The sequence below is a fragment of the Sphaerisporangium cinnabarinum genome, from assembly GCF_055567015.1.
In genome coordinates this window covers 18145-42886 of the sequence record NZ_JBVHRG010000001.1, presented here as the reverse complement: position 1 = coordinate 42886, position 24742 = coordinate 18145, and the positions used below count along the sequence as shown (strand labels likewise).

The window sequence follows — 24742 nt, the reverse complement described above, 5'->3', positions numbered from 1 at the left end:
TGTCTGATGTCTGACGTTGTGTAGCATGACACTAGGACCAGAAACCGAAGGGGTCAAGATGGCGACACCACGGCGGAGGAGCTTCGCGACGCTCGACGCCTCCAGAGCCGGCAGCACCGGTGCGACCGCACCGCGGCGGACCACCACCGCCGACCGGATCAAGGACTTCATCCTCGGCGAGGGGCTGCGCCCGGGCGACCCGCTCCCCACCGAGGCCGAGCTGTGCGAGCACCTCGGCGTCTCCCGGTCGAGCGTGCGCGAGGCGATCCGCACCCTGTCGACCCTCGACATCGTCGAGGTCCGGCACGGGCACGGCACGTTCGTCGGCAGCATGTCGCTCGACGCGCTCGTCGAGGCGCTCGTCTTCCGCGGCGTGCTCTCCCCCGGCGACGACCTGCGGGCCCTGCGCGACGTCGTCGAGGTGCGCCAGGCCCTCGACCTCGCCATGGCCGAGCGCATCGTCGCGAGCCTCGCCGGCACGTCGAACCCGGAGCTGCACGCCCTCGTCGACGAGATGGTCGCCGCGGCGTCGCAGGGCCTGTCGTTCCCCACCCAGGACCGGGCGTTCCACACCGGCCTGCTCGCGCGGCTCGACAACTCGCTCGTCGGGCAGCTCGTCGCCGCGTTCTGGGACGTGCACACCGCCGTGATCCCCAAGCTCGGGCTCTCCGTCGCCGCCGACCTCGACCAGACCGCGCGCGCGCACGGCGCGATGCTCGACGCCGCCGAGGTCGGCGACGTCGAGGCGTTCCGCGACGCCGTCGCCTCGCACTACCAGCCGATCGACCGGGCACTCGGGGTGACGACGGCGTGAGTCCTCAGCACCTCCCCCCGGCCGGGCGACCGTCGAGCCGCCGTCCCGTCGGGATCGCCGTCGTGGGCATCGGGGCGTTCGCCCGGGAGCACCTCACGGCGCTCGCGGCGCTCGACGCCGCGGACGTGCGCTGGGTCGTCGGGCACGACCTCGAGCGCACCCGCGCGCTCGCGGCGCTCGTCCCCGGCGCCCGCGCGACCACGTCCCTCGACGACGCTCTCGCGGACGACGCCGTGCACGCCGTGGACGTCGTCACGGCGACCCCGACGCACGCGCGCGACACGATCGCCGCGGGCGAGGCCGGCAAGCACGTCCAGGTCGAGAAGCCGGCGGCGCTGTCGCTGCCCGAGCTCGACGCCATGGTCGCGGCGACCGAGGGCCGGGGCACGACGCTCGTCGTCGGGCAGACCGTGCGCTTCCAGCCCGCCGTGACGGCGCTCGCCGCCGCGGCCCGCCGGGGCGAGATCGGCACCCCGCGGCTCGCGCACATCTCCTGGTACACGGGCCACGCGTGGCCCGCCGGGTGGCGCGGCTGGCAGCTCGACCCGGAGCTCTCGGGCGGGCACCCCGTGCACAACGGGACCCACATCATGGACGCCGCGACGTGGCTGCTCGACGACGATCCGGTCGAGGTCTTCGCGCGCGGGTTCCGCACGTTCTCGCCCGACATGGAGTCGCCCGACTCGTTCCACGTGCAGCTCCGCACGGCGTCGGGCGCGCTCGCGACGCTCGAGCTCTGCTACGCGCTGCGCCGCCGCGGCGAGCTCGTGCGCCGGGTCGTGCTCGTGGGGACCGAGGGGACGCTCGCGCACTCGACCACCGAGGAGGACGGCCTGCACTCCGACGCCACGACCGCCCCGCCCGTCTCCGTCGAGGGCGCGCTGGGGCTCCAGCTCGCGCACTGGCTCGACGTGGTGCGCGGCGACGCGGCGCCCGTCGTCACGACGCCGCAGGTGCGGGCGGCGCTCGCGACCGCGCTCGCGGCGCAGCGCTCGCTCGTCTCCGGGCGGCGCGAGCGCGTCGCCGACGTCCCCGGCTACGCGACCACGGGGGTGGCCGCATGAGCGCCGTCCTGCGCGTCGCCTTCGCGTCGGCCGTGCGCCACGCGGGCGACTACCTGCGCATCCTCGGCGCCGACGACCGCGTCGAGCTCGTCGGCGTCGTCGAGGAGGCGGACGCGCCCGGCTGGGTGCGCGACGACTCGCGCGCCGTCGCCGAGCGCGCGGGGGTGCCCTACGCCGAGGTTGCCGACGTGGCCACGGTCGCGGAGGCCCTGGGCGGCGCGGTGGACCTCGTCGTCGTGTGCGCCGAGCCGACCCGGCACGCCCGCCTCGCGGCCGCGCTGCTGGAGGCGGGCCTCGACGTGCTCGTCGACAAGCCCGTCGCGACGACCCTCGCCGACGCCGACCACCTCGTCGCGGTCGCCGCCCGCACGGGCCGGACGTGCGCCGTCGTGAACCGCACGCACGCGCCCGCGCTGCGCCGCCTGCGCGCGTGGGTCGACGCCGGCCACGTGGGCCTGCCGCGCCACCTGGACCTCGAGCTCCTCGCCTCGGGGGCGCACTTCGCGACGTCGGTCGAGCGTCCGGAGCTGGTCGTGGACCGCGCCCTCTCGGGGGGCGGCGAGCTCCTGAACTTCCTCGGCTACTGCGCGGACGCGGCGCACCACCTCACGGGCCTGCGGACCCTCGAGGTGCACGCGTTCGCGGGGTCGCTCTTCCTGGAGCCGCACCGCGAGGCCGGGGTCGAGGACACGGCGGTCGTCACGCTCGAGCTGGAGCGCGGTGTGACCGCGACCGTCACGCTCGGGCGCGTCCCGTTCGCGCCCGGCGGCACGCCCACCACGTCGTCGGTGCGGCTGCTCGGGTCGCACGGCCACGCCGTCGCGGACGACGACGCCCCGGCCGTCGCGCGGTTCGGCGCGGACGGGCGCACGGCGATCGCCGCCGACGCGGGCCAGGTCGCCGCCGCGGCCTACCTGCGGCACGTGGTCGGGGCGGTGCTGGCCGGCGGACGGCCGGACTACGGGATCGAGGAGGCGCGCGCGTCGCTCGCCGTGATCGACGCGGCGTACCGCTCGGTCGAGACGGGCGACGTCGTCGCGGTGGAGCACCGGACGGTGCGCGAGGAGGCGAGGGTCTGATGGAGGTCGTGATCGCTCCGGCGGAGCGGTTGGCGGTGCTGGCTGCGGATGCCGTGGAGGCGGTGGTGCGGTCGGGGCCGGGGGCGGTGCTGGGGCTGGCGACGGGGTCGTCTCCGTTGAAGGTGTACGACGAGCTGGTGCGTCGTCATGTGCAGGACGGGTTGTCGTTCGCGGGGGTGCGGGCGTTCATGCTGGACGAGTACGTGGGGTTGCCGGTCGATCATCCGGAGCGGTACCGCAACGTGATCGAGACCGAGATCGCCTCGCGGGTGGACTTCGCCCCGGGTGCGGTGCAGGGTCCGGACGGCAACGCGGCGGACCTGGTGGCGGCGTGCGCGGCCTATGAGGACGCGATCGCGGGGGCGGGGGGTGTCGACCTGCAGATCCTGGGGATCGGGACGGACGGGCACATCGCGTTCAACGAGCCGGGCTCGTCGCTGGCGTCGCGCACGCGGATCAAGACGTTGACGGCCCAGACGCGCGAGGACAACGCGCGGTTCTTCGGTGATGACGTGGAGCGGGTGCCGCGGCACTGCCTGACGCAGGGTCTGGCCACGATCATGTCGGCGCGGCACCTGGTGCTGCTGGCCACGGGCAAGGGCAAGGCGGAGGCGGTGCACCAGCTCGTGGAGGGTCCGATCAGCGCGATGTGGCCCGCGACGATCATGCAGATGCACCCCCACGCCACGGTCCTGGTCGACGACGCGGCGGCCTCGCGCCTGCAGCTCGGCGACTACTACCGCCAGACGTACGCGTCCAAGCCCGACTGGCAAGGCCTCTGAACCGACGTCCAGGTCCGGTCGAACCCGCCCGGACTTCACCCGCTCGAGAACTGGACGCCTGTCCAGTTGGGTGTCTAGGTTGAGGGCCAGCCGATGCCCGCACCACAGCCCCCTGCAGGTGCGGGCATCGGCGACGACGGCGGTGCCGCTCTCTCGTGTCCGACACGCCCGTGCCCCTGCTGCTCCGGTCCCGCTGGTCCGCGGGGGTACGGCGGCGCCCGTGGACGACGCCCGCCGAGACCCGACCGACCACGACCCGACGGGAACCACCATGAGCACCTCGACCGGGCGCCGCGCCGCCGGGCGGGCCACCGCCGCCGCCGCTCTCGCCGCCACCGCCGCGCTCCTCGCGGGGCCGGCTCACGCGGCGGAGGGCGACACCTACGTGCCGACCGAGCCCTCGATGCGTCTCACGACGCTCGCGCCCGTGTGCGAGAGCGACGCCGCGTACCTCGACTACGCGATCGAGGTGGAGGGCACCGACCACGACACCGCGACGGTCACGTGGATCAACCCGGACGGCGAGAGCGTCGTGCAGAGCGGGCTCCCGCTCTCGGGCCGCCTCCTGTGGCCGGGTGCCGTCGTCGACGACTCGGGCCGCGGGGTCGACTGGCCGGGCTGGCGCCTCGAGGACGGCCGGTGGGTCGAGGGCGACGAGTACGACTGGGTGCGCCCCTCCGTCGACGTGCGCTTCGAGGTCAACCCCCACGTCGTCGTGACGACGGTCTACCCGCCGGCGTCGCCCGACTGCGCGACGAACCCGCCCGGGCTGGGCGACCCGGCCGGCGCCGTCCCGGTCTCGAGCACGGTCAGCGCCTCCGCGGCGAACCCGGGCCTCGCGGAGACCGGCGTGAGCGCGGCCCTGTACGCCGGGATCGCCGCCGTCCTCGCCGCCGCGGGCACCGCGATCGTCCTCGTGTCCCGCCGGACCCGACGCGGCTGAGCCGCCGCAGAGCTCTCCCTGCACCGACGCCCGTCGGCCGCGCACCTCGCGCGACCGGCGGGCGTCGTGCTGTCCGCGCGCCGCCCTTGACCCTGCCGACCCGCCGGGCTACCTTCCTGACGTCAGACATCTGACATCATCTGTTCAAGCGTCCTCGGCAGCGTCGCCGCGTTCCCCGTGACCGTCCGCCCGCGCCGAGCACCGACCGGAAGGAACGGCATGATCGGACACCTCCGCAGACCCGCGCACCGCGCGGTGACCCTCGCCGCGGCGCTCACGCTCGCGGTGGGCGGCGTCGTCGCCCCCGTCACGACGGCGTCGGCCCACCACACGACCCTCGCCCCCGACTTCGACCTCGCGCCCGCGACCGGGGGCCCGGGCTCGTACGCCGAGCAGCAGCTCGCGACGAACGGCCAGGGCGGCTTCCCCAACTACCGCATCCCCGCGCTCACCGTGGCGCCCAACGGCGACGTCCTCGCCTCGTACGACGGCCGCCCCACCGCGGCCGACTCCCCCGGCCCGAACTCGATCCTCCAGCGCCGCTCCACGGACGACGGCGTCACGTGGGGGCCGCAGGAGGTCGTCGCCGCCGGGAAGACCACCGCGCCGATCGAGGGCTACTCCGACCCGAGCTACGTCGTCGACCGGGAGACGGGGACGATCTTCAACTTCCACGTGAAGTCGTACGACCAGGGCTTCGGCGGCTCCCGGCCGGGCGTCGACCCGACCGCGCGCGACGTCATCCACGCCAACGTCTCCGCCTCCACGGACGACGGCCGCACGTGGACCCACCGCACCATCACCGCCGACGTCACGGCGGACCTCGGGTGGCGCTCGCGCTTCGCCGCGTCGGGCCAGGGGATCCAGCTCCGGTACGGCCCCCACGCGGGACGGCTCGTGCAGCAGTACACGATCATCAACGGGTCCGGGCAGTTCCAGGCCGTGTCCGTCTACTCCGACGACCACGGCGCGACGTGGCAGGTCGGGCAGCCCGTCGGCACGGGCATGGACGAGAACAAGACCGTCGAGCTCTCGGACGGGCGCGTCATGCTCAACTCGCGCGACTCCGCCGGGTCGAAGTACCGCAAGGTCGCGTACTCGACCGACGGCGGCGTGACGTACGGGCCGGTCACGCTCGACACCGAGCTGCCCGACCCGACCAACAACGCCTCGATCGTGCGCGCGTACCCGAACGCGCCGCAGGGGTCGGCCGAGGCGAAGGTGCTCCTCTTCTCGAACGCCGCGTCGCAGACCGGGCGCGTCAACGGCACCGTCCGCGTCAGCTACGACGACGGCGAGACGTGGCCCGTCGCGCGCGTCTTCCAGCCGGGCGGCATGGCGTACTCGACGCTCGCCACGCTCGCGGACGGGACCGTCGGCCTGCTCTACGAGCCGGGCGGCGGCGGGGGCGGCATCCGGTTCGCCAAGCTCGACCACGACTGGCTCCTCGCGGCCCCGAGCAGCACGCCCGGCGAGGTCGAGGTCACCGCGGCGAGCGTCACGAGCGCGACGCCGGCCGGCGGCTGGAAGGTCGGCGACGTCGTCACCTACTCCTTCACGGTGACCAACCTGTCCGACGCCGTGACGACCGTCTCCCCGACGGGGGACCTCGAGCGGTTCGACCCCGCGCAGGGCGCGCCGAACTGCCGCTACCGCAACCTCGGGGCGCGCGCGGCGTACACGTGCACGTCCGCCCGGCACACGATCACGCAGGCCGACCTCGACGCGGGCTTCTTCGCCCCGCGCACGACGTGGACGTCGACCTCCGGCACGACCGTCACCACCGTCGAGCACGAGGGCCCGGGCGTGTACTTCGGGGCACCCGGGAACATCAGCGTGCGCGGCACGCACGCGAACCCGCGGGAGACGTACGCCGTGGGCGACCGCCTGAGCTTCACGTTCGACGTGCGCAACCTCTCGACGGCCGCGACCCAGGTCGTGCCGACGGGCAACCTGTCCGGGCTCGACCCCGCGAACGCCGCGCAGAACTGCCGGTACCGGAACCTCCCGGCCGAGGGGTCGTACACCTGCACCTTCGCGTACCACGTCGTCACGCAGGCCGACCTCGACCGCGGGTCGTTCACGCCCGCCACGACGTGGACCTCGACCTCCGGGTCGAGCGTGACGGTCGTCGAGCTCGACGGTCCGACGGTCGAGCTCCCGACCGCCCCGGCCGCTCTCGACGTCCAGGCGACGAGCCGCTGCCTCGCCGGCGGCGCCTACGTCGCGGTCACGGCGCGCAACACCGGTGACGCGCCCGCCGACGTCACGCTGCGCACGCCGTACGGCGAGCGCACGGTGGCGGACGTCCAGCCGGGCCGGGCGGCGTACCAGTCGTTCGCCGTCCGCGCGGCGTCGGTCGACGCCGGGAGCGCGAGCGCCGGGACGGCCGCGGCGGCCGTGGACGCCGACTACGCGGCGACCGACTGCTCCTGACCCCCGGAGCGTCCGGCCGGGTGACGCGGGGGCGTCACCCGGCCGGGACGGCGTCGGTGCGGGCCGGGACGCCGGCCGCCCGGCGCGAGAGCAGCGCGGCGACGAGGAAGCAGACGGCGCCGAGGAGCGTCCCGGCGTCGTCCCACCATGCGCTCAGGTACGTGCCCGTGGACGGATCGACGTACGCCCCGACGGCGGACGCCGCGAAGGCGACGGAGCCGATCATGTTCAGCCACGTGCCGTGCCACGTGCGCGCGTCGGTGTCCCAGAGGTGGCCCCGGTCGCGCGTCGCGAGGACCGCGAGCGCCGACGACACGAGGAACGCGACCGAGCCGTAGGCGTCCGGCCTCCACCCCACCCACAGCGCGGTCGGGGCCTTCACGGCCGCGACGAGGGCCGCCGTCGTGCTCACGTTGAAGCACAGCGTCCCGACGAGCTGCACGGCCGCGGACCACCAGTCCCAGCGGTCGGCGGGCGGCGTGCCCGTCCGGGGCGGGCGGCGCCCGCTCAGGCCGAGCTGGACGAACGCCGCGGCCGTGAAGAACACCGAGCCGACGACGAACGTCACCCCGGTCGCCACGGCGCCCACCGCGCCTGCGTACGGCGGGAGCGCGCCGACGAGGAAGCACAGCGACCCCGCCGCGAACCCCCACGCCTCGCGCCGCAGGCGGCGCCCCGGGTCGGCGGTGCGGGTGCGGGTCATGCTCGTCCTTCCGCCGTGCCGGGCCGGGCCGCGCGACGGCGGACCGGCCGTGTCAGGCGAGGATGCGGGCCTTCTGGGCCTCGAACTCAGCCGGCGTGAGCACGCCCTGGTCGCGGAGCGCGGCGAGCTGCGTGAGCTGCTCGATGCGCGCGTCGGTGGCCGCCGGGGCCGGCGCGGCGTACTGCGGCGGCGGGGCCGCGTACTGCGGCTGCTGCGGCGGGGCCGCGTACTGCGGCTCCTCCTGCGCGGCCCAGCGGCCCGCCTGGCGGCGCGAGACACGGTTCGAGACGGCGGTCGCCGTCCCGGCGACGACAGCGGTGCGGGCCACGCCGCGGAGCAGTCCTGGCACGGTGGTCTCCTTCCTGGCGCCGGTCAGCCGACCGGCTCGGTGGCGTCCAGCGACGCGATGAGCGCCTGGACCGGGATGCGCCCGCTCGCGACGAGCTGGGCACCGTTGCGACGCAGCGCGGTCGCGAACGGCGCCGCCCACACGTTCTCGTACACCAGCACGACGGCCGTCATGCCGGGCTCGACGGCGTCCACCGCCTGCGCGAGGTCGTCGTCGTCGAGCAGCCCCGACCGCGCGCCCTCGAACACCGCGAGCTCCGTCGACCCGTCGTCGAGCTCCTCGAGCCCGACGGCCGTCACGCCGCCGTCGTCCTCGCGGCGCACGACCACGAGGTCGAGCACGCGGATGATGCCGCGGTCCACGAGGTCGACGAGATAGGGGAACGCGGCGTCACCCGTCGCGCGGTCCGTCGGGAGCTCGACGACGAGGAAGTCGACGGGCCCGCTCTCCCGGAGGTCGTCGAGCCCGCCACCGGGCCCGTCGCTGAGTTCCTGCGTCATCGTCGCGTCCTCCCCGCGTCCGTCCCGCGCGGCGCACGGGCTCCGTCCCCCAGGCTCGCTCCCTGACGCGCCCGCGTCCTCACCCGGGAAGTGTGAAGTCGAGCCGACCCTCGCGACCTCGAGGGAGGGCAACACCTGGTCCTTCAGTCTCTCCGTCGGCTGGGTCCGTGTCGGAGGGTCGGAAGCGTGCGGCGGCCCGAGCGAAGCCCGGGTGGGCTGGACGCTCTGAGCTCCCCGAACACGGACCTCATCGGGCGATGCGTGGTCGACCTCGACGACACCCCGTGGCCGCTCGACACGACCACGCAGCCGGTCGGCTTCGACGACCCGCCAGCGCGACAGCGCGCGCCGCTCCCCGCGTCCTCACCGGCCGTGCACTCCACCATGGCAACGCGCTGGGCTACGTCGCTCCTACTCTCAGGGGCGCCCGATCGCGTCCGCCCGGCCACGCCCACCCTTGTCGCCCTTCGCGCGAGCCCTCTCAGCCGCAGCCGATCTCGACGTGCTCGGTGACGGCCGTGAACGAGGCCTGGTAGTCGTCGTCGAGCAGGAGCTCGGTCCCGTCGCCGCCGTCGGCGAGGGATTCCGCGACGCCCGAGGCCGTCGTCGTCACGCGGTCCCAGTCCGCCCTGAGCTCGTCGGGCGCGGCGACCTCGCGCATCGTCTCCGCGTCCTGAGCGAACGCGTCCGCGGCCTCGTCGCGCGTGAGCGACTCCGTGCTGGCCCTGACGGTCTCGGCGTAGGACCGGGCGGCGTCGCAGAAGCTCGGCTCGTCGTCGGCCGAGCACGCCGCGACCGACACCAGGACCACAGCCACCGCGGCGGCCACCGCGACCCGGGACCGCAGAGCTCTCATGACCGTCCTCGTCTCGCGCTGCCCGACCTGGTGGTCCGGCCTCCCCGGGCGGCCCGGCGAGCACTGCCGATGATGCCCCAGGCGCTGCCACGCCGCTCCTCGGCGGGCGCGGCCGGTCGTCCGCGCGCCGCGTCGGCGGCCCGTGCGTAGCGTGGTCCCATGACACGCGTCGAGAGCTCGAAGGTCACGGTGGTGGGCGCCGGGAGCGTGGGGACCAGCCTGGCGTACGCCGCGCTGATCCGCCGTTCCGCACGGACGGTGGCGCTCTACGACATCAACCGCGCGAAGGTCGAGGCCGAGGTGCTCGACCTCGCGCACGGCACGCAGTTCACGGGGGCGAGCCAGGTCGTCGGTGGTGCGGACCCGTCGGTCGCGGAGGGGTCGCACGTCGTCGTGATCACGGCCGGTGCGAAGCAGGACCCGGGCCAGAGCCGCCTGGACCTCGCGGGCACGAACGTCCGCATCCTCGAGACGCTGCTGCCGCAGCTCCTGGAGCACGCGCCGGACGCCGTCTACTGCATCGTTACGAACCCGTGCGACGTGCTGACCGTCGCAGCGCAGAAGATCAGCGGGCTGCCGACGTCCCGCGTCTTCTCGTCCGGCACGGTGCTCGACACGTCCCGGCTGCGGCGCCTCATCGCCGACAAGGCTCGGGTCGCGGCAACGAGCGTGCACGCGGACATCGTCGGCGAGCACGGCGACACCGGGTTCGCGCTGTGGTCGCAGGCGCGCATCGGGCCGGTGCCGATCCTCGACTGGGTCTCGCCCGACGGCCACCACTTCACGCACGGCGAGCTCGACGAGATCACCGACCAGGTGCGCCAGGCCGCGTACCGGGTCATCGAGGGCAAGGGCGCGACGAACTACGCGATCGGGCTCGCGGGCGCCCGGATCGTCGAGGCGGTCGTCAGCGACCAGCACGCCGTGCTGCCCGTCGGCACCGTGCACGACGACTACCGCGGCATCGGCGGCGTCGCGTTCTCCGTGCCGAGCGTCATCAGCTCCGGCGGCGTCCAGCAGGTCCTCGACCTCACGATGTCCGCGGCCGAGGAGCGTCAGCTCCGCGCGTCCGCCGACTCCCTGCACGCCGCGCAGCAGGACCTCGGGCTGGAGTAGCCGCCCGGGCCGGGCCGCCGCGGCCCTCCCCGCACGGGTTCGTCCGCGCGCGGACGACGGCGCGGCGTCGTCGGGAAATCTCTCGCCTCGGCGCGACGACGACGCCCAGGATCGTCGCCATGCTCCCGCTCTCCGAGATCCACGCGGTCCGCACCACCGTCGACGACGAGTGGCGCAGTCCCGTCGCGGACGCCGTCGCCGCCCGGTGGGGACTCCCACCTGGTGCCGCGCGGTACTGGCGGTCGAGCGCGTCGCACGTCTTCGTCGTCCCTCCGGGCGTCGACGACCGCGGTGTGCTGTACGTCCGCTTCGTCCCGGCGGCGCTGCGGTCGCGACGATCCGTCGAGGCACCGGCGGCGCTGCTCGCCGCCGTCGGCGCGCAGGGTGGCGTCGTCGAACCGCTGCCCTCGCTCGACGGCGCGCTCGTGGAGACCGTCCGGACGCCGTCGGGCGACGCGCACGCGGTCGTCGTGCCCGACGCACCGGGGCGGGAGCACGACGCGGACGACCTGACCCCCCAGGGCGCGACCGACTGGGGCGCCGCGCTGGCGTGGTTCCACCTCGCCGCGGCCCCGCACGCGGCGCTCGTGTCCGACGTCGCCGGGCCGGACGCGACGGGGAGCCGGAACGGCGGTGATCCCTGGGCCACGCTCGCCCTCCGCTCGGCCGAGGGCGGCGACGACGCTCTCGCCGAGGCCGCGGTCCGGCTGGGCACCCCGTGGGGCCAGGTCACCCAGGGGCTCCCCGGCGGCGTACTCCACGGCGACTTCGAGCTGGACAACGTGCGCGGCGAGGGACGGGACATGGTCGCGTTCGACGTCGACGAGACGTGCGTCGGGCCGTACGTGCTCGACATCGCGGTCGCCGTCCGCGACCTGGTGGGGAGCGGCACGGTCGACGAGCCCCGGCACCCCGCGCTGCTCGCCGCCTTCCTGCAGGGGTACGGCCGCACGCGCCCGGTGCTCGACACGGAGCGGCGCGCCCTGTCCCTGAGCGGTCCGGTCGTCGCGGCACGCTCGCTCGTGCACGGCCACGGCGTGCTCGACGCCGGCGACGCCCCGGACGACCCCGACTGGCTCGCCGAGCTGCGTCGTCGCCTCGACGCCCATCACGACCAGGCCCGGAAGGTCGTGCTGGCGGCGAGCAGCGCGCTCGACTGAGCCTCGCCGCGCGTCCGAGGGCGCTCCGCTTGCGGGTGGAGCCCGGCGCACGGAGCGTGGTGCTCGTCCGGGACGAGCCGTGAGGCCGTCCACCGACGCGAGCGTCGTGCGCCGAGGCGACGCCCACCGAGGAGGCCGCCATGACCGACAGCAGCGGACGCCACACGTCCGGCACCGCACGGGACGAGGAGTCGCGGCCCGCACCCGACGCCGACCACAAGCCCGACTCCCCCTCGGACCTGCGCAAGCCGTCGTGGGGCTTCGCTGTCAAGGGCGCGGTGCGCGAGTTCATGGACGACCAGTGCACCGACCTCGCGGCCGCGCTGACGTACTACGCGGTGCTGGCGTCGGCCCCTGCCCTCCTGGCGCTCGTGTCGATCCTCGGGCTCGTGGGCGACGGCGAGAAGGCCGTCGACTCGGTGCTGCAGAGCGTCGAGGGTGTCGTGCCGTCGACCACGCTCGACATGATCAGACCGCTCGTGGAGAACGCCGCCAACACGGACAAGGCCGGCTTCGCGCTCGTCATCGGTGTCGTGCTGGCCCTGTGGTCGGCGTCCGGCTACGTGGGCGCGTTCTCCCGGTCGATGAACCGCATCTACGAGATCGAGGAGGGGCGCCCGATCTGGAAGCTGCGCCCCGTGATGCTCGGCGTCACGGTCATCACCGTGCTGCTCGCGGGACTGGTCGTCGGGAGCCTCGTCCTCTCCGGCCCGATCGCGCGCCAGGTGGGCGAGCTCGTCGGCCTCGGGGACACCGCGATCGCCGTGTGGCAGGTCGCGAAGTGGCCGGTCGCTCTCCTGCTCGTCGTCATCCTCGTCGCGCTCCTCTACCACCTCACGCCGAACATCAAGCAGCCCAAGTTCCGCTGGGTCAGCCCCGGCGCGGTCCTGGCGATCCTCGTCTGGGTCGTCGCCTCGGCGGCGTTCGGCCTCTACCTCGGCAGCGGCTTCAGCAGCTACGGCGCGACCTACGGCACCCTCGCGGGCGTCATCATCTTCCTCCTGTGGCTCTGGCTGACGAACCTCGCGCTGCTGCTCGGCGCCGAGCTCGACGCGGAGGTCGAGCGCAGCCGCGAGCTGCAGAGCGGCATGCCCGCGGAGGAGCGCATCCAGCTCCCCCCGCGCGACACGCGCGCGAGCGACAAGAAGGCCGCCAAGCGCGAGGAGGCCGTCGAGCAGGCCCGCGCCCTCCGCGAGTCGCACGGCCGGTCGTCGGACACCGACACGGCCACCGACCCCCACGGCACCGGGCGCACGAGCGCGGACGACGAGGGGACCGGCCCGGGCACGACGCCGCGCCGCGACTGACCGCGCCGTCGGCCAGGGTTCTGCCGTCCCCGCGGCCGGTCGCCGTGCCCGGCGACGCCCCCGCGGTTACGGTCGTGGCGGGTCGAGACGAGGCCCGCCCTCGACCCTCGGGAGCCGCGACATGCCCGACCTCGCTCGACCCACCACCCCCGGCCTCGTCCCGCTGTACCTGGGCCCGCCGTCGACCCCGCTCGCCGACCGACCCGCGCTCGTCGGGCCCGACGAGCTCGCCGCGATCGACGCGGCCGGGACCGACGTCGCGGCCCTCCTCGACCACGCGCGGACGATCGGCGCCCGGGCGCCCTTCCCCGGCGACGGGCGGACCGCCGAGCTCTGGGGCGCGCTCGCGTCGCTCGCCGCGACGGACGTGGGCGCCGCGCGCGTCGTCGAGCCGCACCTCGACGCCCTCGCGATCCTCGGGCAGGTCCCGGTACCCGTGGCGCTCGACGCCGTCGGGGCGGGTCCGGACAGCACGTGGGGCGTGTACGCGGCGGAGGGTCCCGGCGTCCGGCTGGAGGCGCACGAGCGCGACGGCGCGTGGGTGCTCTCGGGGACGAAGCCGTGGTGCTCCCTCGCCGCCGACCTCTCGCACGCGCTCGTCACGGCGTGGACCGACGCCGGTCGGCGGCTGTTCGCGGTCGCGCTGCGGGCGCCGGGCGTCGTCCCCGCCGCCGGGCCGTGGGTCGCGCGCGGGCTCGCCCAGGTCGTGAGCGCCGCGGTCCGGTTCGACGACGTCCCTGCCGTGCCGGTCGGGGCGCCCGGCTGGTACCTGGAGCGGCCGGGGTTCGCGTGGGGCGGGATCGGCGTCGCGGCGTGCTGGTGGGGCGGCGCCGTCGGGCTGGCGCGGACGCAGCGCGACGCGCTCGCCGCGCGCGAGCCCGACCAGCTCGCGCTCGCGCACCTCGGCGCGACGGACCGCGCGCTCGCCTCCGGCCGGGCGGTCCTCGCCGAGGCCGCGAGCGCCGTCGACGCGGGCGTGGACGGCCCGGACGCCTCCCTGCTGGCGCGCCGCGTGCGCGGCGTCGTCGCGGAGGTCGTCGAGGAGGTGCAGCGCCGCTGCGCCCACGCGCTCGGCCCGGGCCCGCTGACCACGGACGAGCGGTTCGCGCGGCGCGTCGCGGACCTCGGTCTGTACGTGCGCCAGCACCACGCGGAGCGCGACGACGCGTCGCTCGGCCGCGCCCTCCTCGCGCACGGGACGACGGCGTGGTGACGTTCGACCACCGCGAGCCCGGCACGTCGGAGGACGCGTGGGTGCGCGCCGGGATCCTGGACGTCCCGCGCCTCGACGTGGGCGAGGTCGCGCACCTCGTGGTGCTCGCCGCGCACCCCGACGACGAGTCGTTCGGCGCGGCGGGGCTCGTGCACGAGCTGGCCGGCCGCGGCGCCGCGGTCACCGTGGTGGTCGCGACGGACGGCGAGGCGTCGCACGCGGGTTCGACGACGGTCTCCCCCGAGCGGCTCCGCGCCGTCCGCCGCGCGGAGGTGGCCGAGGCGGTGGCCGTCCTGGCGCCCGCGGCCCGGGTCGTGCTGCCCGGCCTGCCCGACGGCGGTCTGCGCGAGCACCGCGGCGACCTCGCCCGCGTGCTCGGGGACGTGCTGGACGACGTGCTCGGCGGGCCGAGCGGCGAGGGCGTGCCGCCGTCGTCGGTGGTGCTGTGCGCGCCGTGGCGCGGCGACGGGCACCGCGACCACCGGATCGCGGGCGAGGTGGCGGCGGAGGTCGCCGACCGCCTCGGGCTGCGCCTCCTGGAGTACCCCGTGTGGCTGTGGCACTGGGCGGACCCGGGCGACGACGCGGTGCCCTGGCCGACCCTGCGCGCGCTGCCGCTGGGCGCGGAGGCCAGGGAGGCCAAGCGGCGCGCCCTCGCCGCCCACGTGACGCAGGTCGAGCCGCTGTCCGCGGCGCCCGGCGACGAGGCGACGCTCGGCCCGGAGATGCTCCGGCACGCGGACCGCGGCGTCGAGGTGCTCGTCGACGCGTCGGGCCGCCGGGTCGCGAAGGAGCCCGCAGACCCGGGCGCGAGCCTCGGCGCGGGGTTCTTCGAGCGCTTCTACGCAGGCCGACGCGACCCGTGGGGGTTCGAGACGCGCTGGTACGAGCAGCGCAAGCGGGCCGTCCTCCTCGCGAGCCTCCCCCGGCCGCGGTTCCGGGCCGCGCTCGAGCTCGGGTGCTCGACGGGCGTGCTCACGGCCGAGCTCGCCGCGCGCTGCGACCGCGTGGTCGGCGTGGACGTCGCCGAGGCGCCGCTGGCGGAGGCGCGGCGCCGCCTCGGGCCGGAGGTCGAGCTGCTGCGTCTCGACACCCCGGACGAGTGGCCCGACGGCACGTTCGACCTCGTCGTGCTCTCGGAGGTCCTCTACTACAACGGTCGCGACGACCTCGACCGCGCGCTGGACCGGGCGACGGCGTCGCTCGCCGACGACGGCGTGCTCGTCGCGTGCCACTGGCGGCACGACGTCGTCGAGTACCCGCTCGGCGGCGACGAGGTGCACGCGCGCCTCGCCGCCCGCCCGGAGCTCGACCGGCTCGCGCACCACGTGGAGGAGGACTTCGTCCTCGACGTGCTCGTCCGCCGTCCGGCGGTCTCGGTCGCGCGCGCGACGGGGCTGCTGTGAGCGCCCCGGGGAGCGGGTCGGCAGGCACGATCGAGCGCGTCGTCGTGGTCGTCCCCGCCCGCGACGAGGAGGAGCTGCTGCCCCGCTGCCTGGCGGCGCTCGGGCGCGCGACGGCCGCCGTCGCGCGGGACCGCCCGGGGGTGCGGGTCGCGGTCGTCGTCGTGCTCGACGGCTGCACCGACGGCAGCGCGCGCGTTGCCCGGGCCGCGGGCGTGCGCGTGGTGGAGGTCGCGCACGGCAACGTCGGGCGCGCCCGTCGGGCAGGTGTGCGCGCGGGGGTCGCGGCCCTCGCGGTGCGCCGGGACCGTGCCGCCGCCCGGACGTGGCTCGCGTGCACCGACGCCGACTCCGCGGTGCCCGAGCACTGGCTGACGCGTCAGCTCGACCTGGCCGACGCCGGGGCGGACGTCGTGGTCGGGACGGTCCGCCCCGAGCTGGCCGCGCTCTCGCCGGACCGGGCGCGCGCGTGGCTCGCGACGCACCGGCCGGGCCACGCGAACGGGCACGTGCACGGCGCCAACCTGGGCGTCCGCCTCACGGCCCACGACGCCGCGAGCGGGTTCGCGCCCGTCGCCGAGCACGAGGACGTGGGGCTCGTGGAGCGCGCCCGGGCCGCGGGGGCGCGCGTCGTCGCCGACGCGTCCGCCGAGGTCCTGACGTCGGCGCGCCTCGTCGGGCGCACGCCCGGCGGGTACGCCCGGCACCTGCGCGAGGACCTGCTCGCGCACGACCTCCCCGCCTGAGACCGGACCGTCCCGGCGGCCGGGTCAGGCGCTCGTGCGCCGCACGACGACGGACGGGAACGTCCGCTCGTCGTCGTGCCGCCGTCCGAGCAGGGCCGCGGTGGCGGCGGCCGCGATGCGCTCCACCGGGTGCGTGGCGGTCGTCAGGCCGGGACCGGCCTGCTCCGCGAACGGCTGGTCGTCGAACCCGGTGACGGCGACGTCGTCGGGCACGCGGACGCCGTCCTCCGCGAGCGCGCGCATCGCGCCCACGGCGAGCGTGTCGCTCATCGCGACGAGGGCGTCGATCCCGGGCCAGCGCCGTCGCGCCTCGCGCGCGGCCTCCGCGCCGGCGAGCCACGAGAGGTCGGCCGCGACGACGAGCGCGGGGACCCCGGCCGCCCGGACCACGCTCTCGTAGGCCTCGACGGCACGCCGCGACCCGGGCAGCCAGCCCGGCCCCGTGAGCATGACGACGTCGCGCCGCCCGTCCGCGAGCACGTGCTCGACGAGCGCGGCGATCCCGGCGGCGGCGTCGACGTCGTACGAGGGGACGCGGCCGTCCGCGGGGCCGATCGCCGCGACGCGCGGGACGAGCTCGCGCGGGACGCTCGCGAGCACGTCGGCCGCGTAGTCGACGAGCAGCACGCCGCCCACGCCGGGGTCGCGCGCGAGGCGGCGCAGCTCCTCCTGCGGGTCGCGGCCGAGCCAGCGCAGGGCCACCCCGACGCCCTGGGTGTCCGCGGTGCGGCTCGCCGCCGCGACGACGCGTGCGACGTAGGGGTCGGCGAGCAGGTCCGCCGACGGCGACCCGACCGCGACCACGACGCGCTCGCCCCGACCGCTCGCGAGCGCGCGTGCTCCCGGGTGCGGCACGTAGCCCAGCTCGTCGACCGCGGCGAGCACGGCGCGGCGCGCCTGGTCCGAGACGGGGCCCGTCCCGCGCACGACGCGCGACGCCGTCGACCGCGACACGCGCGCGGCGGTCGCGACGTCGTCGAGCGTGATGGGCGGCATGGCGTACTCCCGGCGGGGTCCTGTCGGCGGTGACGGGCGACGCGCCCGGACCACCACGCTAACCCGGGAGCACGCTTCGTGGAAGCGTTCCCACACCGTGTCCGTCCTCGGGTCCTGCGCCCGGGTGCCCGGACCCGACCGGGCGCTCGGCCGCGGCCGTCAGGACGCGCGGGTCGCGGGCACGCGGTCGTCGTCCGTCGTGCGCGTCCGCCGCGCGGCGAGACCCAGCGCGACGACGGCGATCCCCGCACCGACGAGCGCGCCGATCGAGTTGGAGAGCCAGTCGTTCGTGTCGCACGACCGGCCCAGCGCCGGGACGAGCGCCTGGAACGCCTCCACGAGCGCCGACGCGACGACCCCGCCCAGCAGCGCGACGAGCGGTCGGCGGAGCAGCAGCGCCGCGAGGAGGACCGGCGGCACGAACAGCACGACGTTCGCGAACAGCTCGACCCGGGCCGGCGTCGGCAGGACCCAGCTCACCGTGCAGACGGCGTACAGCTCGCGGTCGACCGGCACGAGCGTCAGCAGGAGCAGCGGCACGAGGGACAGCGCGAGCAGCGCGCCGGTGAGGCGGCGGCGCCCGACGAGCCACGAGCCCAGGAACGGGCCGACGACGACGAGGGCCGCGAGCGCGAGCGGCGACATCCAGGGGTGCGCGACGAGGAGCGTGGAGATCATGGGGGCGACAGTCTCTCAGGAGACGCGTGTCGGCGGGGCACGGTAGACCTGTGCCATGACGACGACGCCCGCGCCCTCCCTCGACCCGACCCCGGACGCGGGCTGGTGGATCTGCCGCACGTGCGCCGTCGAGCACGCCGAGCGGCCGGCGGTGTGCGCGATCTGCGCCGACGAGCGCCAGTGGGTGCCCGCGACGGGCCAGGCGTGGACCACGCTCGCCGAGCTCGCCGCGGCGGGCGAACGCCTCGTCCTGGAGGAGCTCGAGCCGGACCTGTTCGGCCTGACGAGCTCGCCGAGCGTCGGGATCGGGCAGCAGGCCAAGGTCGTGCGCACCCCGGCGGGCACCCTCCTGTGGGACCCGCCCGGCTACGTGGACGACGCCGCCGTCGAGCAGGTGCGCGCGCTCGGCCCGGTCGTCGTGATCGCCGCGAGCCACCCCCACATGTTCGGCGTCCAGGTCGAGTGGAGCCGTGCGCTCGGCGACGTCCCCGTGCTCGTCGCCGAGGCGGACGCGCACTGGGTCGCGCGGCCCGACCGGGTCATCGAGACGTGGACCGGCGAACGCGAGGTGCTGCCCGGCGTCGTGCTCTCGCAGCCGGGCGGCCACTTCCCCGGGAGCGCCGTCGTGCACTGGGCCGCCGGCGCCGACGGGCGGGGCGTGCTGCTCTCGGGCGACACGATCTTCGCCAATCCCGACCGCACCTCGGTGAGCTTCATGCGGTCCTACCCGAACCGCATCCCGCTCTCGGCCGCCGTGGTGCTGCGCATCGCCGAGCGCGTGGCGCGGCGCCCGTTCGAGCGGCTCTACAACAACTTCGAGGGCGTGATCCCCGCCGACGCCCGCGCTGTCGTGCTCCGCTCCGCGCAACGGCACGCCGCCTGGGTCCGCGGCGACTTCGACCACCTCACCTGACCGCACCACCCGCCAGGGCTGCGACCGCCGCTGCGCCGCCGGGACGCGTGGCCGGCGCGACGAGAAGCCGTGGCGCCGGATCGACCCGCGGCCGTGACTCCCGCTGCGGGCGCGGTGCGCGGCGGGACTCAGACCGAGACGGCCACCGGGGTGCCGGGGACGTCGCGCCGCACGACCGCCGCCTGTGGTCCGGTGCGGAGCGCGACGAGCGCGACGTCGTCCTCCCCGTCGCCGGGGAGGACCTGGGAGAGCGCCGTCCGCACCACGTCGTCGAGGCTCGCGCCCGCCAGGCCCCGCAGCGCGTCGGCGAGCGCCGCGACGTCGTCCCGGATGCTGTGCCCGCGGCGCTCCACCAGCCCGTCCGTGTACAGGACGAGGGTGTCGTCGGTGCCGAGCTCGACGGTGTGGTCGCGCCGGCCCGCACCCGGGCGCAGCCCGAGCGGGAGGTCGTTGCGCACGGTGAGCACCTCGACCGCGCCGTCCGCGCGGACGACGACCGGGGGCAGGTGGCCCGCGCTGGACCAGCGGACGGTCCGCACGCCCCGGGAGCGCTCGTCGTCGCTCTGCTCGATGCGGGCGACGACGGCGGTCGCCACGGCGTTGATCCCCAGGGCGAGGCCGTCGATCGCGGCGTCGACGCGCTCGAGGAGGCGGGCCGGGGTCGCGCCGCTGTCGTAGCCGATGGCGCGCACCAGGCCGCGCAGCTGGCCCATCGTCGCGGCGGCGCCCAGGTCGTGCCCGACGACGTCGCCGATGACCAGGGTCGTCACGCCGTCGGACGCCACGAACGCGTCGTACCAGTCACCACCGATGTCTCGGTCGTGGGTCGCGGGCTGGTAGTGCACCGCGACCTCGAGGTCCTCGGGCTGCGGCGGCTCGGTGAGCACCGCCTGCTGGAGCACGAGCGCGAGCTCGCGGGCGCGCGCCGTCTCCTCCTCCGACCGCTCCGCCCGACGGCGCAGCTCGTCCAGGGTCGTGCGCATCCGCGCGGCGTCGCGCAGCGCCGCACCGATGGTCGTGGCGAGACCGGTGAGGTAGCGCGCGTAGTCGTCGTCCCACGGGCGGCCGGGCGCCGCCTGGAGGACCAGCACGCCCGCGGCGCCCCGCGGGCTCGCGTCCCGCAGGGGCTTCACGACGCGGCCCGCCGCGACCTCGCGCTGCCCGGTGCTGAGCGTGCGCCCGACGGCGTCGGCCTCCGTCGCGTCGGCGGCGGCGCCCGCCTCGACGAGCACGCGCGGGCGCGGACCGTCGATGGCGTAGAACGCGACACGTGCGACGTCGGCGCTGCGGGCGAGCACCTCGACCACCGGCCGGGCGAACGCGGCGAGGCTGCCGGCCGTCGTCGGCAGGACGGCGTGCAGCTCCCCGAGCGTGAGCAGGCGACGCTGGTTCACGACCTCGCGCGTCGTCTCGGTCACGATGTCGAGGACGCCCGCGATCTGGCCGTCGTCGTCGACGAGGGGACTGTAGGAGAACGTGAAGTAGGTCTCCTCGTCGAAGCCGGAGCGGTTCATCACGAGGGGCATGTCCTCGCTCCAGGTGGCGCGGCCCTCGGTGAGCACCGCGTCGAACAGCGGCTCGATGTCGTCCCAGATCTCCGGCCACACCGCACGGACCGGCGCCCCGAGCGCGCTCGGGTGCTTGTCGGTGCCGAGGAGGTCCCGGTACCCGTCGTTGTAGAGGAGCGTCAGCTCCGGACCCCACACGAGCATCGCGGGGAACCGGGTGGAGAAGCACAGGCGCACCGCGTGGCGGAGGGCGACCGGCCAGGTCTCGGGCTCCCCCAGCGGGGTGTCCGCCCACGCGACCTCGCGAGCGAGGCGACCGACGTCGCTGCCCGACGTCGCCTCGTCAAACCAGCTCGCGTCCGCGTTCACCTCCGCATCGTAGTGGGCTGCGTCGTCCGCCCGGCGCCTGGGGGGTGCTGAGACGGGCCGTCAATCGCTGTTCCACGCTCCGCGCACCGCGCAGGATCGGGGCCATGGACGACACGACGACCGAGCAGGAGCTCACCGGCGGCACCGTGAACGACGTCGTGCGGCGCGGGGACACCGTGCGGCGCTCGGCGGGCCCGTGGACGCCGACCGTCCAGGCGCTGCTGGCCTGGGTGCGCGCGCAGGGCGTGTCGTTCGTGCCGGCGCCGCTCGGGCTCGACGAGCAGGGCCGCGAGGTGCTCGGCTGGATCCCCGGCGAGACGGGCGGCTGGCCCGTCCCCGACTGGGTGTGGACGGCCGCGGCGCGCGAGCAGGCGGCCGGGATGCTGCGCCGGGTGCACGACGCCTCGGTCGGTTTCGCTCCCCCGGGGGCGGTGTGGCGCTCGCCGGTGCGCGAGCCGGCGGAGGTCGTGTGCCTCAACGACGTCGCGCCGTACAACATGGTGCACGACGGCGAACGGGTCGTCGGGTTCATCGACGTCGACATGGCGGCGCCCGGGCCGCGCGCGTGGGACCTCGCCTACCTGGCCCACCGGATGTGCGGCTGGTGCGAGGACATGCCGGCCCCTGCGGACGTGCGGCCCGAGGAGCGGCTGGCTCATCTGCTGGAGGCCTACGGGCCGGACGCGGCGCCGGGGGCCGCCGTCGTGCTCCGGACGATGCGCGAGCGCCTGCTCGACCTCGCGGGCTGGACCGAGGAGCGGGCCCGGACGACGGGCCGCGACGACCTGCGGGGGCACGCGGCGCTCTACCGCCGGGACGTCGAGCGGCTGCCGCGGGGGTGACGAATGGTTGCCGGTGCCGCACCAGCAGGGGGCAGAGATGCGGCACCGGCTGCTCCTCACGCTAGACGCGAACTGGACAAGCGTCCAGCAGCAGGAGCGGGTGAAGTTGACCTAGGTCCCTTCCGCTGACAGCGCTTTCCGCTGAAGATGTGGCCCATGGGGCTGAACTGGGGGAACACCGGACCGGACGAGTACGAGGCGCACGCGCCCGAGGGCACGTACCGCATCGTCGCGCGCGGCACGGAGTGGTGCCTCGAGAAGCCGTACCCGACGCCGGGCCGCATCGGAGGCTTCCCGTCGACCGCCGAGGCCATGGCCTGGGGCGACGACCTGCACCTCGCCGCGAGCGGGCCGCGCGTCCGCACGCCGCAGCCCACGTGGCCGACCGTCGACGAGTTCGCGCGCGTCGTCGACGTCCAGCCGACGGTCCTGCGCTCGTGGATCGCGGTGCACGCCGGCGGGTCGACGAGCCCTCGCCGCCGCATCGACCCGGCGACCCAGCAGCGCATCCGCACGTTCTACCAGCTCGACCCCACGCCCTGACGCCAGCCCCGACGCGATGGTCCCACGACCTCGCAGCCCGGAACCGTGACCGGCGCCCGTCCGCTCATCCCCCCAGGAGCAGCGACACCCCGATCGTCGCCATGACGAGGGCGATGACGCCGTCGAGCACGCGCCACGCCCCGGGCCGGGCGAAGACCGGCGCGAGCAGCCGCGCACCGAAGCCGAGCGCGGTGAACCAGACGGCGCTCGCCACCATCGCCCCGGCGCCGAACAGCCACCGGGTGGCGTCGGCGCCTCCGACCGTCGCCCCGCTCGCGTGGGCGGCGGCGTAACCCGCAGCGAGCGACCCCAGCAGCAGGACGGTGTCGAGGTACACGTGCGGGTTGAGCCACGTGAGGGCGAGCGACGTGCCCACCGCCGACCGCGCCGACGTCGCCCCTGCGCCCGCCGCCGGGTCGAGGCCCCCGGGGCGCAGCGCTCGTCGGGCGGCGAGCGCCGCGAGCGTCAGGAGGAACGCGGCGCCACCCCACCGCACGACGGTGAGGAGCACGGGAGCACCCGTCACCAGCGCGCCGAGGCCGGCCGTCCCGGCCGCGATGAGCACGAGGTCCGAGAGCGCGCAGACGAGGACGACGGGCAGCACGTGCTCGCGCCGGAGCCCTTGACGCAGCACGAACGCGTTCTGCGCGCCGATCGCGACGATGAGGGACAGCCCGGCCGCGAGGCCGGCGGCGAGGGGCGCGAGGAGGGCGAGCACCCCTTGACGGTAGGGACCAGCACTCCTGAAGTACAGCGACAGATTCTGCAGAACCGTAAGATCCGCTCATGGTGGACCTGCAGCCCGACCAGCTCCGCGCGCTCGAGGCGATCGCCGCGACCGGCACGTTCGACGCCGCGGCGCGCCGTCTCGGTGTCACGCCGTCGGCCGTGAGCCAGCGCATGCGCGCGCTGGAGGCCGCCGTCGGCCAGGTGCTCGTGCGGCGGGGCAAGCCCGCCGAGCTGACCGCGCCCGGGCGGGTGCTCGTGCGCCACGCACGCCACCTCGCGCTGCAGCAGGCGGACGTGCTCGCGGAGCTGGGAATCGGACGGGACGGGCAGGACACGGGCGACCCGGCCGCGCTGCCGGAGATCACGCTCGTCGTCTCCGGGGACGCGCTCACGACGTGGGCGCTGCCCGCCCTGGCCGAGGCGGCGGGATGGGCACGGCTGGAGGTGCTGCGCGAGGACGAGGAGCACTCGATCGGGCTCCTGCGCGACGGGACGGCGGTGGCGGCGGTGACGTCGGTCGCGGACGCGGTGCCGGGCTGCCGGTCGACCCTCCTGGGCCAGATGCGGTACCGGCCCTGCGCGAGCCCGGCGTTCGTCGAGCGGTGGTTCCCGGACGGCCCGACGGCCGCGGCGCTGTCCCGGGCGCCCGTCCTCGCGTTCGACCGCAAGGACGACCTCCAGGAGCGCTACCTGCGGCTCCGGGCGGAGGAGGCAGGCACCGCGCTCGAGCCGCCGCGCCACTACGTCCCCGCCTCGAACGAGTTCCGCCGGGCCGTCGAGCTCGGCATGGGCTGGGGGATGCTGCCCGACCTGCAGAGCGCCCGTGCCGAGCGGGCCGGGCGCCTCGTCGGCTTCGACGACGCGCGGGCGACGGAGGTTCCGCAGCACTGGCAGCAGTGGCGGCTGCACTCTGCGTCGCTCGACCGGCTCGCGGCGGCTGTCGCACGCGCGGCGCGCGACGCGCTGGGATAGCACGTCGCGCGCCGCGGGCGGTCGGTCAGCCGGCCAGCGCGCCGGCCGGTTCGTCGGGCGGGGGCACCTCGTCGGGGCCGACGATCTCGACGAGGTCGAGCGCGTGGCTGAACTCCAGGATCTCGAGCACCTGGGGCGGGACACCGAGGAGCCGCGGTCGCGACTCCTCGGTCACCTTCATGAGGAGCAGGTGCAGCCCGGACGAGTCCATGAACGTCACGGCCGAGAGGTCGACCGTCTTGGGGCGGCCGTCGATCGTGGCGGCGAGCCGTGACTTGACCTCGTGGGTGACGGCGAAGTCGATCTGGCCCCACATCACCCAGCGACGGCCACCGTCCTCGACGCGGACTCCCCCGGTGCCAGTGCTCCCCACGACGCTCCCGTCCCCGACGTCACCGACGGTGCGCCGTGCGCACGGTCAGCCCCGGTTGTTCCGGGTGACCGCACCGTACACGCCGAGCGTGATGAGCGAGCCCAGGATGGCGAGGAGCCAGGTGCGGAAGTCGCCCAGGTCGCCCAGCGAGGTCCCGAAGAACACCGAGCCGAGCCACCCACCGAGCAGCGCGCCCAGGATGCCCAGCAGGATCGTGATGATCACCGATCCGGTCTGCTTGCCCGGCAGGACGGCACGGGCGATGAGACCGGCCACGAGGCCGAGGACGATGTACGCGATCCAACCCATGAGTTCTCCTCCGATATGTCGGTTTCCCCCTGCGGACGT

26 protein-coding genes are annotated in these 24742 nt (G+C 75.7%); 16 read left to right on the top strand and 10 right to left on the bottom strand.

Annotated features, from left to right (window positions below; translation table 11 throughout):
• Nucleotides 1-58: 58 nt before the first annotated feature.
• The 6 genes from ACZ4MO_RS00225 (at nt 59) to ACZ4MO_RS00200 (ending at nt 7118) form a co-directional block, all read left to right on the top strand.
• Nucleotides 59-814 carry a GntR family transcriptional regulator gene (locus ACZ4MO_RS00225; protein WP_175008875.1) on the top strand — a complete coding sequence of 252 codons (756 nt, stop codon included), beginning with the start codon at nt 59-61 and terminating at the stop codon, nt 812-814.
• Nucleotides 811-1878, top strand: coding sequence for a Gfo/Idh/MocA family protein (locus ACZ4MO_RS00220; protein ID WP_175008876.1), 1068 nt, complete (start codon nt 811-813; stop codon nt 1876-1878). The genes ACZ4MO_RS00225 and ACZ4MO_RS00220 overlap by 4 nt, the downstream gene beginning before the upstream one ends.
• The gene (locus tag ACZ4MO_RS00215) at nt 1875-2957 is read left to right on the top strand and encodes a Gfo/Idh/MocA family oxidoreductase (protein WP_175008877.1); all 1083 of its coding nucleotides are present in this window, start codon (nt 1875-1877) and stop codon (nt 2955-2957) included. Before ACZ4MO_RS00220 ends, ACZ4MO_RS00215 begins: the two co-directional genes overlap by 4 nt.
• Nucleotides 2957-3739 carry a glucosamine-6-phosphate deaminase gene (gene nagB, locus ACZ4MO_RS00210; protein WP_108048785.1) on the top strand — a complete coding sequence of 261 codons (783 nt, stop codon included), beginning with the start codon at nt 2957-2959 and terminating at the stop codon, nt 3737-3739. Before ACZ4MO_RS00215 ends, nagB begins: the two co-directional genes overlap by 1 nt.
• A 271-nt stretch (nt 3740-4010) precedes the next feature.
• On the top strand, nt 4011-4682 hold the full coding sequence (locus ACZ4MO_RS00205; protein WP_175010130.1) for a peptidase: 672 nt from the start codon (nt 4011-4013) through the stop codon (nt 4680-4682).
• 219 nt (nt 4683-4901) lie between these two features.
• On the top strand, nt 4902-7118 hold the full coding sequence (locus ACZ4MO_RS00200; RefSeq protein ID WP_175010131.1) for an exo-alpha-sialidase: 2217 nt from the start codon (nt 4902-4904) through the stop codon (nt 7116-7118).
• A 34-nt stretch (nt 7119-7152) separates the two neighbouring features.
• Here ACZ4MO_RS00200 and ACZ4MO_RS00195 read toward each other — a convergent pair whose 3' ends face one another.
• From ACZ4MO_RS00195 to ACZ4MO_RS00180, 4 genes are all read right to left on the bottom strand, one after another.
• Nucleotides 7153-7821, bottom strand: coding sequence for a YrhK family protein (locus tag ACZ4MO_RS00195; protein WP_175010132.1), 669 nt, complete (start codon nt 7819-7821; stop codon nt 7153-7155).
• A 52-nt stretch (nt 7822-7873) separates the two neighbouring features.
• Nucleotides 7874-8170, bottom strand: a complete 297-nt coding sequence (locus tag ACZ4MO_RS00190; protein WP_175010133.1) for an SHOCT domain-containing protein — start codon at nt 8168-8170, stop codon at nt 7874-7876.
• Nucleotides 8171-8193: 23 nt separating this feature from the next.
• The gene (locus ACZ4MO_RS00185; protein WP_074804489.1) at nt 8194-8670 is read right to left on the bottom strand and encodes a DUF6325 family protein; all 477 of its coding nucleotides are present in this window, start codon (nt 8668-8670) and stop codon (nt 8194-8196) included.
• A 481-nt stretch (nt 8671-9151) separates the two neighbouring features.
• Nucleotides 9152-9526, bottom strand: coding sequence for a hypothetical protein (locus ACZ4MO_RS00180; RefSeq protein ID WP_175010134.1), 375 nt, complete (start codon nt 9524-9526; stop codon nt 9152-9154).
• 159 nt (nt 9527-9685) lie between these two features.
• Here ACZ4MO_RS00180 and ACZ4MO_RS00175 point away from each other — a divergent pair, with 159 nt between their 5' ends.
• The 6 genes from ACZ4MO_RS00175 (at nt 9686) to ACZ4MO_RS00150 (ending at nt 16471) form a co-directional block, all read left to right on the top strand.
• Nucleotides 9686-10642: an L-lactate dehydrogenase gene (locus tag ACZ4MO_RS00175; RefSeq protein WP_175010135.1), complete on the top strand. Its 957-nt coding sequence runs from the start codon at nt 9686-9688 to the stop codon at nt 10640-10642.
• A gap of 119 nt (nt 10643-10761) precedes the next feature.
• The gene (locus ACZ4MO_RS00170; protein WP_175010136.1) at nt 10762-11802 is read left to right on the top strand and encodes an aminoglycoside phosphotransferase/kinase family protein; all 1041 of its coding nucleotides are present in this window, start codon (nt 10762-10764) and stop codon (nt 11800-11802) included.
• Nucleotides 11803-11942: 140 nt separating this feature from the next.
• Nucleotides 11943-13109, top strand: a complete 1167-nt coding sequence (locus ACZ4MO_RS00165) for a YhjD/YihY/BrkB family envelope integrity protein (protein ID WP_175010137.1) — start codon at nt 11943-11945, stop codon at nt 13107-13109.
• A 121-nt stretch (nt 13110-13230) separates the two neighbouring features.
• Nucleotides 13231-14322 carry an acyl-CoA dehydrogenase family protein gene (locus ACZ4MO_RS00160; protein WP_186810521.1) on the top strand — a complete coding sequence of 364 codons (1092 nt, stop codon included), beginning with the start codon at nt 13231-13233 and terminating at the stop codon, nt 14320-14322.
• Complete coding sequence (locus ACZ4MO_RS00155; RefSeq protein ID WP_255437410.1) at nt 14319-15728, top strand: PIG-L family deacetylase; 1410 nt, start codon at nt 14319-14321, stop codon at nt 15726-15728. The genes ACZ4MO_RS00160 and ACZ4MO_RS00155 overlap by 4 nt, the downstream gene beginning before the upstream one ends.
• Nucleotides 15725-16471 carry a glycosyltransferase family 2 protein gene (locus ACZ4MO_RS00150; protein ID WP_255437411.1) on the top strand — a complete coding sequence of 249 codons (747 nt, stop codon included), beginning with the start codon at nt 15725-15727 and terminating at the stop codon, nt 16469-16471. Before ACZ4MO_RS00155 ends, ACZ4MO_RS00150 begins: the two co-directional genes overlap by 4 nt.
• A 24-nt stretch (nt 16472-16495) precedes the next feature.
• On the opposite strand, the gene ACZ4MO_RS00145 is transcribed toward ACZ4MO_RS00150, so the two are convergent.
• Nucleotides 16496-17467: a LacI family DNA-binding transcriptional regulator gene (locus ACZ4MO_RS00145; protein ID WP_499278568.1), complete on the bottom strand. Its 972-nt coding sequence runs from the start codon at nt 17465-17467 to the stop codon at nt 16496-16498.
• A gap of 159 nt (nt 17468-17626) precedes the next feature.
• Nucleotides 17627-18145 (bottom strand): VanZ family protein, encoded by a 519-nt coding sequence (locus ACZ4MO_RS00140; protein ID WP_175010140.1) that lies wholly within the window; start codon nt 18143-18145, stop codon nt 17627-17629.
• A 55-nt stretch (nt 18146-18200) separates the two neighbouring features.
• Here ACZ4MO_RS00140 and ACZ4MO_RS00135 point away from each other — a divergent pair, with 55 nt between their 5' ends.
• The gene (locus tag ACZ4MO_RS00135) at nt 18201-19058 is read left to right on the top strand and encodes an MBL fold metallo-hydrolase (protein WP_175010141.1); all 858 of its coding nucleotides are present in this window, start codon (nt 18201-18203) and stop codon (nt 19056-19058) included.
• A 128-nt stretch (nt 19059-19186) separates the two neighbouring features.
• On the opposite strand, the gene ACZ4MO_RS00130 is transcribed toward ACZ4MO_RS00135, so the two are convergent.
• Nucleotides 19187-20935, bottom strand: coding sequence for a SpoIIE family protein phosphatase (locus ACZ4MO_RS00130; protein WP_175010142.1), 1749 nt, complete (start codon nt 20933-20935; stop codon nt 19187-19189).
• 104 nt (nt 20936-21039) lie between these two features.
• On the opposite strand from ACZ4MO_RS00130, the gene ACZ4MO_RS00125 reads away from it, so the two are divergent.
• Together ACZ4MO_RS00125 and ACZ4MO_RS00120 are read left to right on the top strand one after the other, a co-directional pair.
• A complete protein-coding gene (locus ACZ4MO_RS00125; protein WP_175010143.1) occupies nt 21040-21777 on the top strand; it encodes a phosphotransferase in 738 nt (245 codons plus the stop codon).
• Nucleotides 21778-21933: 156 nt separating this feature from the next.
• Nucleotides 21934-22320 carry a hypothetical protein gene (locus ACZ4MO_RS00120; RefSeq protein WP_074804450.1) on the top strand — a complete coding sequence of 129 codons (387 nt, stop codon included), beginning with the start codon at nt 21934-21936 and terminating at the stop codon, nt 22318-22320.
• A gap of 64 nt (nt 22321-22384) precedes the next feature.
• Here the strand turns inward: ACZ4MO_RS00120 and ACZ4MO_RS00115 are convergent, their stop codons facing one another.
• The gene (locus ACZ4MO_RS00115) at nt 22385-23038 is read right to left on the bottom strand and encodes a LysE family transporter (protein WP_175010144.1); all 654 of its coding nucleotides are present in this window, start codon (nt 23036-23038) and stop codon (nt 22385-22387) included.
• A gap of 68 nt (nt 23039-23106) precedes the next feature.
• On the opposite strand from ACZ4MO_RS00115, the gene ACZ4MO_RS00110 reads away from it, so the two are divergent.
• On the top strand, nt 23107-24021 hold the full coding sequence (locus tag ACZ4MO_RS00110; RefSeq protein ID WP_175010145.1) for an ArgP/LysG family DNA-binding transcriptional regulator: 915 nt from the start codon (nt 23107-23109) through the stop codon (nt 24019-24021).
• 25 nt (nt 24022-24046) lie between these two features.
• Here the strand turns inward: ACZ4MO_RS00110 and ACZ4MO_RS00105 are convergent, their stop codons facing one another.
• Both ACZ4MO_RS00105 and ACZ4MO_RS00100 read right to left on the bottom strand, forming a co-directional pair.
• Nucleotides 24047-24394, bottom strand: a complete 348-nt coding sequence (locus ACZ4MO_RS00105) for an STAS domain-containing protein (protein ID WP_175010146.1) — start codon at nt 24392-24394, stop codon at nt 24047-24049.
• A 45-nt stretch (nt 24395-24439) separates the two neighbouring features.
• The gene (locus ACZ4MO_RS00100; RefSeq protein ID WP_009863124.1) at nt 24440-24703 is read right to left on the bottom strand and encodes a GlsB/YeaQ/YmgE family stress response membrane protein; all 264 of its coding nucleotides are present in this window, start codon (nt 24701-24703) and stop codon (nt 24440-24442) included.
• Nucleotides 24704-24742: the final 39 nt, after the last annotated feature.